General features: G+C 76.1%; 9 protein-coding genes and 2 pseudogenes. 2 read left to right on the top strand and 9 right to left on the bottom strand.

Annotated features, from left to right (window positions below; all coding sequences use genetic code 11):
* Positions 1–14 precede the first annotated feature (14 nt).
* The 9 genes and pseudogenes from fxsT to ABZ836_RS15160 all read right to left on the bottom strand — a co-directional run bounded on the left by fxsT (position 15) and on the right by ABZ836_RS15160 (position 14755).
* On the bottom strand, positions 15–2978 hold the full coding sequence (gene fxsT / locus ABZ836_RS15120) for an FxSxx-COOH system tetratricopeptide repeat protein (protein WP_361142236.1): 2964 nt from the start codon (positions 2976–2978) through the stop codon (positions 15–17).
* A gap of 74 nt (positions 2979–3052) precedes the next feature.
* Entirely contained in the window at positions 3053–4426 is a 1374-nt protein-coding gene (locus ABZ836_RS15125) for an HEXXH motif-containing putative peptide modification protein (RefSeq protein WP_361142239.1), read from the bottom strand.
* Positions 4427–4794: 368 nt separating this feature from the next.
* Positions 4795–5895, bottom strand: a pseudogene (locus ABZ836_RS15130) (FxsB family cyclophane-forming radical SAM/SPASM peptide maturase); the annotation flags it as partial.
* A gap of 56 nt (positions 5896–5951) precedes the next feature.
* Positions 5952–6119: an FxSxx-COOH cyclophane-containing RiPP peptide gene (fxsA, locus tag ABZ836_RS15135; RefSeq protein ID WP_356137661.1), complete on the bottom strand. Its 168-nt coding sequence runs from the start codon at positions 6117–6119 to the stop codon at positions 5952–5954.
* Complete coding sequence (locus ABZ836_RS15140; RefSeq protein WP_361142242.1) at positions 6116–9400, bottom strand: SAV_2336 N-terminal domain-related protein; 3285 nt, start codon at positions 9398–9400, stop codon at positions 6116–6118. Before ABZ836_RS15140 ends, fxsA begins: the two co-directional genes overlap by 4 nt.
* Before the next feature lie 4 nt (positions 9401–9404).
* Positions 9405–10421: a MoxR family ATPase gene (locus tag ABZ836_RS15145; protein ID WP_356137658.1), complete on the bottom strand. Its 1017-nt coding sequence runs from the start codon at positions 10419–10421 to the stop codon at positions 9405–9407.
* A 96-nt stretch (positions 10422–10517) separates the two neighbouring features.
* Positions 10518–12554: a trypsin-like peptidase domain-containing protein gene (locus ABZ836_RS15150; protein WP_361142245.1), complete on the bottom strand. Its 2037-nt coding sequence runs from the start codon at positions 12552–12554 to the stop codon at positions 10518–10520.
* Between the two features lie 252 nt (positions 12555–12806).
* Positions 12807–13571, bottom strand: a complete 765-nt coding sequence (locus tag ABZ836_RS15155) for a 4'-phosphopantetheinyl transferase superfamily protein (protein ID WP_361142248.1) — start codon at positions 13569–13571, stop codon at positions 12807–12809.
* Positions 13568–14755 (bottom strand): amidohydrolase, encoded by a 1188-nt coding sequence (locus tag ABZ836_RS15160; RefSeq protein ID WP_356137655.1) that lies wholly within the window; start codon positions 14753–14755, stop codon positions 13568–13570. Before ABZ836_RS15160 ends, ABZ836_RS15155 begins: the two co-directional genes overlap by 4 nt.
* A gap of 149 nt (positions 14756–14904) precedes the next feature.
* On the opposite strand from ABZ836_RS15160, the gene ABZ836_RS15165 reads away from it, so the two are divergent.
* Together ABZ836_RS15165 and ABZ836_RS15170 are read left to right on the top strand one after the other, a co-directional pair.
* On the top strand, positions 14905–15429 hold the full coding sequence (locus tag ABZ836_RS15165; protein WP_361142251.1) for an SMI1/KNR4 family protein: 525 nt from the start codon (positions 14905–14907) through the stop codon (positions 15427–15429).
* Between the two features lie 36 nt (positions 15430–15465).
* Positions 15466–15609, top strand: a pseudogene (locus ABZ836_RS15170) (thioesterase); the annotation flags it as partial.
* Positions 15610–15724: the final 115 nt, after the last annotated feature.

Consider the following 15724-nt stretch of genomic DNA (forward strand, 5'->3'; position numbering starts at 1 on the left):
TCCTGGTGCCGGTGTCAGGTGATCTGCGGTTCGAAGTCCCAGTAGGGCCGGTTCTGGTTGCGGGCGGACAGGGTGTGCGGGTGGCTGCGGCCGAGCGTCTCGGCGAGGTCGGTGACGGCGGCCTCCTCCTCCTTGGCCGCGTGGGTCCACTTGCGCATTCCGCGGAGGTCGTCGGCGTAGGCGACGCGGGCGGACAGCGCCATGGGGTGCGTCCGCCCCAGAACCTCGGTGGCCCGCGTGACGGTGGCCTCGGACAGCTCCACGGCCTGCTCGTACTCGCCGATGAAGTTGCGCAGGGCGCTGGCGTTGATGGCACAGCCCAGCGTCCAGGGGTGCAGTTCCCCGACGGCCGACGTCATGGCGGCCAGGGCCTCCTCCGCCATGTCGTAGGCCTGACGGCGCTCGCCCAGGTTCCGCAGCACGATGGCGAGGTTGCTGCGCGTGCCCGCGCTGTAGGGGTGACCGGGACCGAGCTGCGTCTCGTAGGCGTGGACCACGCGCTCCGAGAGGTTGCGGGCCTCGTCGATGTCGCCGTGCTCGCGGGTGTAGACCGCCAGCGAGTTGAGGAACCGGCTGGTGTCCGGGTGGCGTTCACCGAGTTTCCGCTCGGCGCGTTCGACGACGGAGGCGATCTCCTGGCCGGCCTCACGGATGCGGCCGTTGCGGTAGCGGACGAGGGCGAGATTCAGCTCCGCGGACAGCCGCCAGGGGTTGTCCTCCTCCACCCGTGCCCGCACGAACTGACGGAGGTTGTCCCTCTGCAGCGACTCGGCCTCGTCGTAACGCCCGAGGAAGCGCTGTACCTCGGCCGTGAGCGTGTCGGAGAAGAGGACGTTGAGGTCCTGGCCGTCGAGGATCCGGCGGTACGCCTCGGTGGCGGCCCGGTGAGTGGTCAGTGCGTCGTCGTAGCGTCCGAGCAGGCGCTGGCTGATGGCCACGTTGTGCAGCGCCCGGACGGTGAGGAACTCGTCCTCCCCCAGCACCCTGCGGTAGGCCTCCATCACCCAGACGGACACGTCGAGGGCTTCCCTGTAGCGCCCCAGCCCGCGCAGGTCGGCCGCCAGGCCTCCGGCTGCTCGCAGGTGGTCGAGGTCCTCGTTGCCCCGCTGGGTGCGCAGGCGTTCCACGATGCGCCGGTTCAGCGTCTCGGTGCGCGCGTAGTCGCCCGCTCCGCGGAGCAGGTTGGTGTAGTGGTGGTTGAGGTCCCAGATCCGCTCGTGTTCGGGGCCGAGCAGGTCGCGCCACGCCTTGAGGGTGCGCTCCGCGAGCTGGATGCCCTCGGTGTACTCACCCGACCGGTACAGGTAGCGGAGGCAGTTGAGCACGAGTTCCTGCACTTCGGGAGCCGTGCTGCGCAGCGCGTCCGACTGCACCAGGTGGGGGGTGATCGTGGCGTACTGGGCCCAGGAGGACGACTCGTCGGGGCGCCGGGGGTCGGCGGCGGCCAGGGCCTTGCGGGCGACCTGGCAGAACGCCTCGTGGTCCGCGTCGGACATGTTGAGGTGCACGATGCCGTGCACCATCCGGTGCAGGTACACCGACTCGCGGGCGCCGTCGTCCCGGTCCGGCGCCTCCAGGCTGACCACCGAGTACTGGCGCAGCTGGGCCAGCGCCCGGTTCCAGAGCACCCGGTCGGTGAGCAGCCCGCGGACCTGTTCGGGGACGTCCTGGCGGCGGAGCCCTTGGAGCAGGCCGACGGGGATGTGTCCGGGCGCGAAGCAGGTGCACAGGCGCAGCAGCGCGACGGACTCCGGGAGTTTCTCGCGGAGGTTGTTGATGAGCAGGGACCAGGCCGTGGGGAAGGCGACCGGTGAGTCGTCGGAGACCCGCAGGACGTCGTCGTCGATGCCTTCCCGGAGAAGCTCTATGTACTCGGGGACGGACATCTCCGAGTCGCTGAGCCAGGCCGCCGTCTGGTCGAGGATGAGCGGCAGGTCGCCGAGCGCGTCGGCCAGCAGGTCCGCGTCGTGGTCGGTCAGGCGGGGGGCCCGTCGGCGGATGAAGGAGACGGACTCCACCCGGTCGTAGACCGGGACCTCCATGAGTTCGCTGTTGTAGTGCGACCACTCGGTGTTGCGCGAGGTGATGAGCACGTGCCCGGGCCCGGAGGGCAGCAGGTTCCTGAGCCCTTCCGGCTCGTCCGCGCCGTCCAGGATGATCAGCCAGCGGTCGTAGGGGTCGCCCTTCCGCAGGGACTCCATGACCGCGCGGAGCCGCTCGCCGTAGCCCTGGCCGGTGGAGAGCCCCAACGCCCCGGCCAGGCGGGCCACTTGCTGCCGGTAGGTGGGCACGGAACCGGCGTCGACCCACCACACCACGTCGTACTCGGAACCGAAGCGGTAGACGTACTCCGCCGCGAGCTGCGTCTTGCCCACCCCCGGCATGCCATGGAGGGTGAGGACGCCGGCGCCGGGAGCCGCCTGGCCGAAGAACTGGTACGCGTCGTGGAGGAAGCGCTCGCGGCCGGTGAAGCGGATGTTGCGGCGGCGGATGCCGCCCCAGACGTCGGGCACGCTGCGGGGGAAGCGGGGCGAGCGGGGGCCGGCGGGCTGCGGCTCCACGTGCGTCAGGGAGAGGCTGGCCAGGAGCCTCCGTTCGGCCTCCGGCTCGCCGTGCCCGATCAGTTCGACCGGCGCCAGGGCGGCGGTGGCCGCCGGGAGCGGATTGGCGGCGACCGTCACGGCGTGGAAGCGTCCCGGGTGGCTCCGGAGCACGGTGCGCAGCGCCTGGTTCCACTCGCCGACGGTGCGCGGTCCCATCTGGAAGTACCAGTCGCTGCACACCAGGAGCACGCGTCCCGGCGCCATCGCCAGGTCGGTCAGCAGGACGTCGAGCGGTTCCTCGGGCGCCGGGTCCCAGCGCTGGTAGACGACGCGCAGCCCGCGCCGCTCGAGGCGGTCGCCGATCCAGGCCGCCCAGGGGCGGTTGAAGCCCGCGAAGCTGATGGTGACGACTTCGTCCCTCGCCGCTGCCGGCATCTGATCCCCCATCGTTCAGCCTCGACTCTCCACTCTAGAGCGGACCTCACCCGACCACACGCGTAACATCTCACTTATACCGTTTTGGCACGACTCCACAGCGCACGCGCGGTCTGGATGTACGACCGTGCCCTGGCGAGATGGCCGGAGGGCGGGTCGAGCTCCTGGAGCCGCTGGTGCGCGGCCACCATACCGTCGGCCAACCTCCTTCCCTCATAGGTGAGTTGCTCGGACCCGACGAGGTCGGGGAGGACCGCTCCGGTCTGTTCGCGGCAGCGGGCGTACTCGGCCCAGGCGTGTTCCCGGGCAGGGCCGTCCGGCGTAACGAGGGCGCAGTGCCGCCACCAGAAGGCGAGCGCCAGATGGCTGTAGATCCCCTGCCAGAGGCCGTCGAAGGGACGCGGATCCGGCCTCCAGGGGGCGAAGTGGAGTGGCTCGGGCCCGGCGTGGTGCAGCGGCACGAGGTCCGCGAGCGCGCTCAGCTTGGCGTGCTGCAGTTCGTGCACCAGCATCGAGGCCAGTCCGGCCGTGGTCGGCGGGACGCTGCTGTACACGGCGCCGAAGGCTCCCCGGCGGGTTCCGCTGCAGTAGCCGGCGGGGCCCGCGTCCCGGGGCGGCAGGAGGGGAACGACCGAGCGCAGCAGACGGGCCGTCTCGCGCAGCCGCATCGGGTGACCGAGGTCCAGCAGTTCGGCCGTCTCCGCGGTCCACACCTCGTACCAGCGTTTACGTCCGGTGTCGTCCGGGGGCGTGGGCGGAGCCGGGTGGGGGGCCGCGTCCTGCTTCCCGGCGTGCCGGTACGGCCCCTGGTCGTCCAGCGGTACGGACGGGTGGCCGGGTGCGAGCGGTGGCAGGGCCACGACGGAGCGCCAGTGGGAGTGGGCCGCCCACGCTCCGTGCGCGGGCTGCGGGCACACCGTCACCTCGGCGGCGGAGCCTTCCGGACGCAGTCGGAGCACGGTGCCGTCCGACCGGGCCTCCACCGCGCCGCGCTCGCAGGTCAGCGCGCCCAGGGTCGGCAGGTGCAGCCCCTCGCCGCCCGCGTGAAGGCGGGTGGTGAACGTGAGGCCCGCCCGTAAGCCGGCGGCCACCGCCATCGCTCCCAGCCGGTCCACGTCCGCCGGGCGACCCGCGCGGAGGTCGGCGAGGGCCTGGCGGATCCAGGGGCCGGTGAGGGGGTGCTGGACCGTGGAGCGGACGGTCTCGCGGCCGGCGGGGCCCTGGCCTTCGGCCGCCTCCAGGAGCGACCAGTGGTCGAGGAACCGGGACCGGTCGCCGGGCGGTGCGTCGGCGGTGACGGTGTCGTGGAGGAGGCGCAGCAGCAGGAGCCGGCGGGTGTGCTGGCCGTGGACGAGGAGGTCGAGGGTCTCCTCGTCGCTCTCCGTGCGGGCGAGCCGGTCGATGACGTGACCGGGGACGGCGGGCCGCGCGGCGGGGGCGGGCGTCATCGGGGGTCTCCTCCCGGGGGCTCGACGGCCGCGGGCGGGACGGCCGGGGACAAGGCGGACGCGGTCGGCGCGGGCGCGGTCGGAGCCGTCGCGGGCGGCGCCGTCGCGGGCGGCGCGGGCGTGGGCAGCGCGGGCGTGGGCAGCGCGGGCGCAGGCATCGCGGGCGCAGGCATCGCGGGCGCGGGCATCGCGGGCGCAGGCGCCGCGGGCACGGACGGCCGGGCCACAGGCGCTGCGGGCGCGGGTGCCGCAGGCGCCGCGGGCACGGACGGCCCGGCCGCAGGCATCGCGGGCGCGGGTGCCGCAGGCGCAGGCGGCGTGGAAGCGGGCGCCGCGGTTCCGGGGGTGAGGGCGGCGGTCCGGGTGGTGAGAGCGGTGGCGACGTGGCGGATGAGGCGCTGCAGGTCGGCGCAGTAGACGGACGGGTGGTCGAAGCCCGCGCCCGCCCGGTACCGGTGGGCGTAGTGGCCGCCGCCGCACACCCGGACCACGGGGCAGGCCCGGCAGGCGGGGGCGAGGGCCTCGGTCCCGGCCTGGCGGGCGGCGATGCCGGGGTGGTCGAGGGCGTCGTCGAAGGTGTGCCGGAAGACGTCCAGGCCGGTGGCGGCGGCGCCGTGGTAGGCGGACTTGAGGCTGTCGACCTGTTCGAGTGAGCCGTCGGTCTCGACGACGACGGCGGTGAACGGGGCGGTGCCGAGGGACTCGCCGGCGGCGGGACGTCCGAGCAGCAGGGCGAGGCACTGCTCGAAGAGGCGGACGCGGGTGCGGTGGCGGGGGGCGTGCCACCACAGGTCGAAGACGGCGCAGAGCCAGTCGCCGTAGGGGGTGGCGGTCCCGTCGGCGGGCAGGCCGGGCGGCGGTGAGGTCCAGTTCCCGTGGGGCAGCAGGAGGTCCAGGGCGGGCGGGTCGAGGTCCAGCAGGGAGCCGTACACCTCGGCCGGGTCCAGGGTGGGGTCCACGACGACCAGGACGCCCGCGTAGGCGTCGCGGTGACGGGTGGCCAGCAGACGCGCGGCGCGGACCACGTCGGGGTGGGAGGGGCGGCCGGCGTGGTCCACGCGGTGGCGGTTGTGGTGCGGGCGGCCGCCGTCGAGGCTGAGCCCCACCGTGATGCGGTGCTCCGAAAGGAGAGCGGCGCTCTCGTCGGTGAGCAGTGTTCCGTTGGTCTGCACGGTGGCGTGGACGGTGCTCCCGGCGGGCACGGCCCGGCGGACGGCCTCGGTGTACGCGACGAGCGGCCCGGCGCCGTGCAGCAACGGTTCTCCGCCGTGCAGCACCAGGGAGACGTGGCGCAGCCCGTGCCGGGCGGCGTGCTCGCCGATCCGCCGCGCGGTCCGGTCCCGCACCGCCGCGGAGGCGGTCGGGGGGCGGGTGCGCCACCCCTGGTCGGGTCCGGAGTACAGGTAGCAGTACCGGCAGGCCAGGTTGCACCGGGAGTGCGTCTTGACGACGAACTGGTTGAACGGCACGCGCGCCCCGCCGCCCGGCCGGGCCGACGTGCCCGGCGCGGGGGTCGCCGCGGGCGTCACTGCGGGGCTGAGTTGTTGAAGCCCCAGAGCGTCTCGGTGCCGTCGTCCTGCCGGGCCTGCAGGCGCTCGAGGACGTCGCGCAGGACCGGGTGGTCGAGGCGGCGCAGGGACTCGAGGTCGAGCGCGGTGAGGTCCGGAAGTGCGCGGGCGTCGCGGTCGGTCATGGGTCCCCCGTGGTCGTCGGCCGGCCTGGTGTCCCGGTGAGCTCCTCGAGGCGGCGTGCGGTGTCCTCGGGCGTCGGCTCCCCTAGCACCTGCATGCCCGCGGGCAGCCGACTCCACTCCTCCGCGGCCTCCCGGTAGGCGGCCTGCGCGGCCCTGGGGCGCTGGGCGGCCTCCTGGGCGGCGGCGTGCAGGTGGAGGGCGCGGGCGGCGAGGGTGACGGTGCGGGCGGCACGCCGCGGCGTGAGCACCTCCTCGCCGGTGTCGATGACCTGACGGGCCGTCCGGGCGGCGGTGCGGAAGGTGCGGGCGGCGTCGTCGTGGCGGGCCGGGCGGTCCAGGCCGGTGGCGGCGGCCGTCTGGGCGCGGCCGAGGTCGACGAGGCGGGCGGCCCGGGTGAGCGGGTCGGTGGTGGCGCGGGCGGCGAGGCCGAGGTGGTGTTCGGCCTCGCGCAGGTCGACGCGGTCGCGGGCCAGGTCGTAGCGGGCCAGCAGGGCGCGGCCCAGCAGGGCCCGGCGTTCGGGGCCGGCGGGGTCGTCGGCGGCCGTGCCGGCCAGGCAGGCGCGCAGCGCGGAGACGGCGCGGCCGACGCGGTCCGGGTCGGGCGCGGCGTTCGGGGTGGCGGGGGTGAGGAGGGCGCCGCCCAGGAGTACCTGTGCGGCGGCGTGTTCGCCCTCGTGGCGTGGCAGTGTGTCGAGCGCCCCGGTGAGGTCGGTCTCGGCCGCCGCCAGGTGTGCCGGGTCCTCGGTCTCGTGGTGCCGGGCGAGGTGCAGGCGGCCGGAGCGGACCAGGAGGCGGGCCCGGTGGACGCCGTCGGCGCCGGGGAGGTGTTCGGCGAGGAGGGCGCGCAGGTCGGCGTGGGCGTCGGGGCCAGCGTCGAGGAGGGCGTCGGCGAGTTCCAGGACCAGGGCCCGGTCGGCGTCGTCGCCGTGGGCGGTCAGGGCGGTGTGCAGGGAGCGGGCGGCGCGGGCCGCGTGGGCGCGGGCCTCGGCCTCGTCGGCGGCGGTGGTGGCCAGGCGGCGCAGCAGGCGGCCGTGGACGAGGGCGACCTCGGGCGGCAGGTCGCCGGGGGTGCGGGAGTCGGCGAGGGCTTCGAGCATGCCGATGCCGCTCTGCAGCGGCGCGGAGCGGCCGCCGACGCTCCACCGGGTCTCCAGGGCGCGGGCGCGGTCGAGGGTGTGCCGGAGCAGGGTGTCGGCGTCGGGCGCGGTGCGGCAGGCGTCGGCGTAGGCCTCGTCCGCGCGGGCGAGGAGGGCGAGGGCGGCGGAGCGGTCCTCGGCGCGGACGGCCTCGTCGGCCTGGGCGCACAGCACGGCGGCGACGGCCGCGTGGCCGGGTCCGGCCGGGTCGCGGTGGACGGAGGTCTCGGCGTGGTGGAGGGCTTCGTCGAGGAGGCCGGCGCCTCCGTGGACGTTCCAGAGGCGGAGCAGGGTGGTGGCGCACTCGGCGGCGAGGGCGGGATCGGCGTCGTGGTTCTCGGCGGCCTGACGGAGCAGGCGCACCGCCTGGAGGAGGGAGGGGACCATGCCGTTCACCTCGAAGTCGGCGACGAGCCGGCGGACGTCGGCCAGGGTGGCGTCGGGCGGTGCGGGGACCAGCGTGGGCAGGAAGCGGCGCAGGACCTCGGCGGCCACCTGGGCGAACGGCCGGGTGGCGGGGTCGGCGCCGTGGGCGGCGCCCTCCCAGACCCCGGGCGGCACTGCGGTGCGGCCGGGGTCGGCGTTCTCGAGCTGGGCGTGGGCGAGGGCGGGGAAGTTGGGGCCGCCGCGGCCGAGGTTGCGGGTGACGTAGGCGGAGCAGTGCTTGAGGACGAGGAGGGCCTCGTCGCGTCCGAGGGGGCCGAGGAGGGCCTGGCGGACCTCGGGGTCCATGGTGAAGCGGGGGCCGTCGTCGGGGACGGGGCCGGGTTCGCGGGCGACCAGGCCGCCGAGCAGGACCTCGGCGAGTTCGGTGGGGCCGGAGGAGGGCAGCATCGCGCGCTGGACGAGCTGCATGACGGGCAGGTGGAGCGGGGCGGCGGCGAGGTGGGTGGCGAGGCGGGAGGCGGTGGGCGAGGCGGAGGCGCGGAAGCGGCTGACCCGCTCCAGGGGTCCCGGCGGGCGGGCGGCGGGCCGTGCCGGCGCGGGCGGCTGGTCGGCGCGGACCCAGCCGGCGGCGCCCGGGACGGTTCCGGTGCCGGCGCTGGTCAGCAGCCGCGCCCAGGCTTCCAGGGCCTCCGGCTGCGGGGGCAGGACGGGCACCGGGACGGCGCCGGGGGCGGGCGGCGGGTGCGGCGTGGCGAGCCGGACGCGGCCGTCGGGGCCGCAGCGCAGCGGTCCGGGGGTGGCGGGCAGCGCGGTGCGGCGCCACATCCGCTGGGGCAGCGGCTGCACCACGACGACGGGTCCGGCGGAGGCCAGCCGGTGCAGCAGGCGGTGGGCCTGGCCGCCGCGCCACAGCGGTCCGGCGCAGTCGCTGACCAGGCAGGTGACGCGCCGTCCGGTCGGGTCGATCAGGCGCTGCGGGAAGTAGGGGACGCCGGTGCCGGGGTTCGGCGAGCGGCTGAGGCGGGGGCGGCCTCCGGGTCCCTCGTGGAGGTGGTGGGTGCGCACGTCCCGGAAGGCGCCGATGCGGGCGAAGATCTGCTCGAGCTCGGCGGCGAGCCGGTCCCAGACCCGCATGGACGGCGAGGCGTCCACGACGATCTGGAGGTCGGCGTCGCGCCGGGTGTCCTCGCGGAACGCGGGCAGCAGCAGGCCGCCGGCGCGTGCGCTGAGCTCGGCGGTCGCGGCCTCGTCGAGCACCGGCCGGGGGCGGCTGCCGGGGGTGCGGTAGCGCTGGAGCGGGCGCAGGGCGCGCTGGAGGCGGAGGGCGGAGGGGAAGGCGGGGGCGGCGGGCACCGCGATGGCGGGGGTGCCGGCGGCGGCGCCGGCGTCCCTGCCCGCCTCGGGGGGCGGGGCCGGGGTGATCACGTAGTTGTCGGGAGGCACGCCGCCGCGCCCGGGGTCCGGGTCGGACGCGGGCTCGTCGGTGCCGTCGGCCCCGTCCGTCTCCGGGCCGCCGCCGGGAGGCGTCCCGGTCCCCGGCCCGGTCCCGCCGTCGCCCGAGGTGGCGCCCGTGCCGGGGCGGCCGTCCCCGGCGGCCGTGTCGCGTCCTCCGCGCTCCCCGTCGGCGGCCGGGGCGGGGACCGGGCCGAGGTGGCCCGCCAGCCACAGGGCGTCGACGAGTTGCGCGGCGTCGGGTTCCATCCCGGACTCGCGCAGCGCGCCGACCAGTTCGGCGATCGGGTCCCGTGGTCCCCCCATCACGTCACCTCGGCCGGTCGAGTCGCTGGACGAGCAGGTCGGCGAGGCGTTCGCGGTCCATTCCGGGTGCCTGTCCGGTGAGGTGGATGGCGTTGAGGAGCTGGTCGGCGGCGAGCATCTCGGTGCGCGAGCGTTCCATGAACCGCTGGACGAGGTCGGCGGCGGCCTCCGCCCGGTCCTCGCCGAGGTGCGCGCGGACGAACGCGGCGAGGCGTTCCCGGTCGGGGCGTCCGAGCTCCAGGTGGAGGCAGCGGCGCATCAGGGCGGCGGGGAAGTCGCGTTCCTGGTTGCTGGTGAGCACCACGAACGGGAACTCGGTGCACCGCACCTTGCCGTCGCGGACCTCGACCGTGGTGCCGTCGGCGGCCCGCACCCTGGCCACCCCGTCGGGCAGGCGGTGCGCCACGCGTTCCAGCTCGGGGATGGCGAACTCGCCCTCCTCCAGGACGTTCAGCAGGTCGTTGGGGAGGTCGATGTCGCTCTTGTCGAGTTCGTCGACGAGCAGGACCCGCGGTTTCCTCGACGGCAGCAGGGCGGTGCCGAGCGGGCCGAGGCGGATGTAGTCCCCGATGCTCTCCACCGATCCGGGGTCGCCCTGGCCGACGCCGCCGGGGGCGTGGGCGGCGATCTGCACGTCCTGGAGGCGGGCGATGGCGTCGTAGCGGTAGAGGCCGTCCTGGAGGGTGGTGCGGGAGACCACCGGCCAGCGCAGCACCGCGCCCAGGCCGAGTTCGTCGGCGACCGCGTGGGCGAGGGTGCTCTTGCCCACTCCGGGCGCCCCGGTCACCAGCAGGGGGCGGCGCAGGTAGAGGGCGGCGTTGACCACCTCCAGTTCCTCGGCGCCGGGGCGCCAGGCGGCGGCCCGGCTGCGGTGCACGCCCAGGCGGCGGGTCTCCGCGTCGCGGTCCCGGTCCCGGAAGTCGCGCCAGGGCGGCGGGGCGGGGAGCCGGTCGATCCCGTCGTGGCGCTCCCCCGCACCGCGGAAGACGAGCCATTCCCCGGTCGGGCTGGGTTCGCTCATGTCGGTTCCTCGTCCTCGCTCGGTTCGGGTCGGGCGACGGCTGCGGCCCACCGTAGTGGTCCGGCACGCTCCTCGGCAGTGGTCCCGTGGCGCCGGCTACAGGGCGGCCAGCGGATCCTCCTCGGGCAGGGGCGGGTCGTAGAGCAGGCTGAGCCCGGCGCTCCAGAAGTGGCCGGTGTCGCCGGCCGCCACCGCGGCGCGCCAGGCCTGGACGCGGCCGGGGAGCGCGGCGGCCGACCGCACGGCCTCGGTCTCCTCCTCCGCGCGGCGGTGCAGCTCGCCGCACACCTCGCCCACCAACTCGTCCAGCACGGCGGCCCGTTCGCCGCGACGGCGCCACAGCGAGATCGGGAACCCGGCCTCGACGACGGATCCGGGCCCTTCCTCGTCGTCGCCGTGGCGGCACAGTACCGGGACGGCCTCGAGGGACAGCTGGGCGAGCCGGTCGCGGTCCGGCGGGAGGGGGTGCGGGTTGCCCCGGTCGCAGTCGACGATCCGGGCGCGCAGGCCCGCGGCGCCGTCCTCGGGGTGGGCGGCGGCCCACCGCTTGGCCTGCCACTGCGAGGGCGTGCGGGAGGAGCAGCCGATGACCACCGGGCGGGACTCCCCCAGCGGGCGGCCGCCGGGGCCCAGGGGCCACTCCTCCGGCCGCAGGCGCAGCAGTCCCAGCGGCACCGTCAGCCGGAACAGGGCGGGGGCGCCGTCGAGGTCGGCGGCGTCGAACGCGGCGGTGAGTTCGGCGGCGGCGCGCTCCGCGAGCAGGCGCACGGGCGTGCCGGAGCGGTCGTCCGCGACGGTTTCCGGGAGGGACTCCGGGCCGGGGCCGGTGATCTGGATCCACCAGTCAACCACCTCCATGTCCCAGCCGCTCGGCCACAGTTGGAGGGTGACCGTCCGGGCCGCGGGGGGCTCGGCGGACGGCTCGTGCGGGGTGACGCCCCCGGGCCCGTCCGCGGGCGGGAGGAGCGGCTGGTTCCGCAGCGGCCCGATGCGCCGGAGCACCTCGCTGCGCGTGAAGGGGTCGAGGTCGGCGCTGAGTTCCTCCGCCCAGGCGCAGAGTTCGTTCCTGGCCTGCTCGTGCCGCGGGTCGCGGGGCGGTCCGCCGGTCTCCAGCGCCCCGACGACGTACTGCAGGTACAGCTCCAGCTGGCTCGCGCGGTCGCCGCGGGCGCCGCGCAGCAGGCCGATGCCGTCGCGCCACAGGTACGGCCGGGCGACCAGCCCGGGGCCGCGCAGCAGACCGCGGAGCATGTGCAGCAGCGCCATCGGGTCGGGCGGCGGCGGCAGCGTGCCCAGCCGGGCCAGCAGGCGGGTCAGTTCGGAGGGGCCGAGGTCCCTGCCGCGGGCCGCGGCGGTGGCCGGCAGCCGGTTCTGCGCGTCGGTCCAGGTGCCGGCCGGCGGGGCGCCCGTCATCGCCTGGCCGTGGTACCGGTCGTGGGCGGCCAGCAGTTCGTGGTGCAGGCCGCTCTTGCGGGGCAGCAGGCTCAGCTTGGTCAGGTCGGTGAAGTAACCCCCGCTCTCCGGCGGCGCGTTGCGCTGGTAGGGGTCGGGCTGGGCCAGGGCCTTGCTCTTCACCAGGCCGACGACCTCGCCGCGTTCGAGGTCGAGCACCGGCCCTCCGGAGACGCCCTCGCGCGGGGTCTCGCCGACGAAGCGGATCAACTGCCGCGCGGGGCCGTGGTCGTGGGTGCCGCCGACCGTGACCCCGGCGCCGATCCGCACGGCGTCGCGGTCGCCCCGGGGGGCCCAGCCGCAGTAGCGCATCTCGGCGCCGCTCCCGGTGCGGGCCGGCCGGTGCGCCAGCAGGACGCAGGGGTGCGGTCCGGCGTCACGCAGCCGCAGCACGGCGAGGTCCGGCGGGTGGTGACCGCCGCGGCCGTCGGGGTCGCCGAGCACCGCCTCGACGACGGCGCGGGCGGCGAGGGTACGGCCGGGCAGTCCGGGTTCGTACACCACCGTCACCCCCTCCCCCTCACCGGCCCCGTCCAGCACGTGCGCGCAGGTCAGGACGAGTCCCGGCGCCGCGAACACGCCGCTGCCCAGGAACACCCCGGGCTCCCGCCCCGCCTCGTCCGGGTCATACCCCCCGGTCCCCCGGTGGATGCGCACGGTGGCCGCCTCGGTGAGGGTCACCAGGAGGCTCCTCGCGTCCTCCCCGCTCACCGCCACGCCCCCGGACCGCCCCCGGGGTGCGGCGCTGCGCCCCGTCGTGCTCCCGTCCGCACGGCTTCCGCGTCCCTCACGGCCCACCCCCGTCGTCCGTCGCGGCGCCGTCGGTCGACGGGCGCCGATCAGAAGGGAGTCGAGGGTAGCCCGCCCGGCAGGGGATCGGGGAGGGTTCCGCCCGGGTCCGGGCGTACCCCCGCCGCCCCGCACGTCGTCGGGTCAGCCGTGGAGCGGGAGGGGTCCCGGTCCGCGGTCGCACCGGCACCCGCGGGGCGCGGAGGCCGGCCCTGCCCCGGTTCCGGGCACCCCTGCCCCGGTTCCGGGCACCACCGGACCGGTTCCGGGCACCGTCACCGCGGTGGTGACGAACCCTCCGGCCGCGTTCCACCGGCCGTCGAACGAGGCAGGACCGCCGTCGACGAGCGCGCCCGGCAGCACCCGGGCGTGGAACGTGCCGGAGTGGTCGAAGGCGAGGACGGCGTCCTTGAAGCCCAGCCACGCGCCGGTCAGCGGGTACCAGGTCTTGTAGACGGACTCCTTGGCGGAGAACAGCAGGCGGTCCCAGTTGACGTCCGGCCGCTTCCCGGCCAGTTCCGCCAGGTGCTCGCGCTCGCCGGGCAGCGTGACGCCGTCCAGCACGCCCTCGGGCAGCGGCTCGTGAGGCTCGGCGTCGATGCCGACGGAGGCCACGGCCGCGGCGTCCGCGACGGCCGCCGCCCGGTAGCCGTCGCAGTGGGTCAGCGCTCCCACCACGCCCGCCGGCCAGCGCGGCGCCCGGCCCTGGCCGGGCACCACCGCGGCGTCGCCGTGGCCGAGGCAGGCCAGCGCGCGCCGTGCCAGGTGCCGGACGGTGGTGTACTCCTGGCGGCGCTTCGCCACGGCCCGGGCGACGGCCGCCTCCTCCTCGGGCAGCAGCACCGCGCCGGGCGGGTCGCCGAACGTCTCCGCCACGTGCACGGTGGGGGGCAGCAGGTCCCGCATCATCGCCGGGCGCTCCCGCGTCGGCGGTGGAGCGCCGCGTAGTGGCTCCGGCGTTCCGCGTCGGCGGCGAGGTCGATGCCGGTGCGGGCCAGCAGGGCGGCCGCGTCCAGCAGGGCCGTGTCGGCGGCGGGGGTGGTCATGGCGTCGGCGAACTCCGCGCTGTGGGGCGTCGCCTCGCAGCCCAGGACCCCGATGTGCGGGTGGATCGACGGCAGCGCGTGGCTGACGTTGCCCATGTCGGTGGAGGCGGTGACGCTGCCCGGCGGCAGCGGTTCGGCGGTGCGGCCGACGTCGGCGAGGTGCCGCTCGTAGGTGCTCAGCAGCCACGGGTCCTGGCGCAGGTCGAGGTAGTCGGGCTGGGTGCGTTCGGTCCCGGCGGTGGTACCGGTGGCGAGGGCGGCGCCGCGGAAGCAGTCCAGCACCCGCTCGGTGAGGGGCGCCAGTTCCTCGGCGGAGGGCGCGCGGACCTCGTACTCCAGCACGGCCAGGTCCGGGATCATGTTGGTGCGGCGGCCCGCCTCGCGGACGTAGCCGGATATCCGGGAGCCGGGGCCGGTCTGCTGCCGCAGCAGACCGATCGCCACCTGGGCGACCACCGCCGCGTCGCCGGCGTTCAGCGCCAGGTGGGGCGACTTGGCGGAGTGGGCGGTCCGGCCGCGGAAGACCGCCTCGAAGCGCGCGGCCGCGGTGGTGCGGTCGCCGCCCCAGGTGAGGTCGGTGGGGCCGGGGTGGACCATCATGGCCACGGTCACGTCGTCGAACGCGCCGCGCTCGAGCATCAGCACCTTGCCGCCGCCGTGCTCCTCGGCGGGCGTGCCGAGCAGCTTCACGCGGAAGCCGAGGTCGTCGGCGACCGACGCCAGGGCGATCGCGGCGCCCACGGCCGCGGAGGCGATCAGGTTGTGGCCGCAGGCGTGGCCGACCTCCGGCAGGGCGTCGTACTCGGCGCAGAGGCCGATGGTGAGGTCCCCCTCGCCGTAGGAGGCGGTCAGCGCGGTGGGCAGCTCGCACACGCCGCGTTCCACCGCGAACCCGGCCTCCTCCAGCAGCCCGGCCACCCCGGCCGAGGCGGCGTGCTCGGCGAAGGCCGTCTCCGGCTCGGCGTGGATCGCCCGGCTCAGGGCGAGGAGCCGGTCGGTCCACCGGCCTATCGCCTCGTCGGCGGGGGCGTAGGAGGTCTCGGTCATCATCGCTTCCTGGGCGGCGGCACGGCACGTCGAACGGAGCTTCGGGCGGAAGGCTCCCTCGGACCGTACACGGCGGCTCCGCACCGGCGAAGAACGCCTCCCCCGGCGCCCGGCCACGCCGGCGTGCCCTCGGCGGCTACGCTGACGCGATGCGCCTTCCGCCCGGTCCCGGACCCGGTCCCGCCCCGTCCTCGTTCTGGGATCCGGACCCCTCGCTGCCGATCCGCCCCCCGGTGACCGACGCAGCCGTGCGGGAGGCCGAGCGCGTGCTCGGGGTGACGCTCCCCGAGGCCCTGCTCGAACTGCTGCGCGTGCGCGACGGCGGGGTGGTCTCCGCCCGGCACAACGCCTTCCCCATCTCCGCGCCGACCTCGTGGAGCGCCGACCACGTCCCTCTGGACCATCTGATGGGCGCCGGCCCGGACCCGGACCGCACCACGCTGCTGGACACGCCGTACCTGGTCGAGGAGTGGGGACTCCCCTCCCCCGTCGTGCTGCTCGACGGGGACGGGCACTGCTGGATCGCTCTCGACCACCGCCTCTGCGGCCCGCGCGGGGAGCCGTCCGTGACCTGGCTGGACGCGGAACTCGGCACGGAACTCCCGTTGGCGCCGGACTTCCGGACGTTTCTGCACGGGCTGCTCCCGGAGAACGCCTTCCCCGACGAGCCCTGAGGCCCACCGGTCGCACCACGGCCCGTCTCGGTCCGGCTGGAGATCGACGTCCGTGACGAGCTGCGCCGGCGGAACGGGCACCTGCACGGCGGCGTGCTGAGCCACGCCGCGGACAACGCGATCACCTTCGCCGCGGGCTCCGCCGTCGGGCCGGGCGTCCGCACCGCCGGCTTCACTGTGTGCCCTCGCCCAGGGCTCCGTGTCCGTCCCTGACCTCGCCTCGCGCGGAGCCCCGAGCTCGGTCGTGAACGGCCGCGGGGCAGTCGTGAACGGAGTCGTGAACGCCCGCGGTGCC

This window comes from Streptomyces sp. NPDC047130, from assembly GCF_040643475.1.
Lineage (GTDB): Bacteria > Actinomycetota > Actinomycetes > Streptomycetales > Streptomycetaceae > Streptomyces.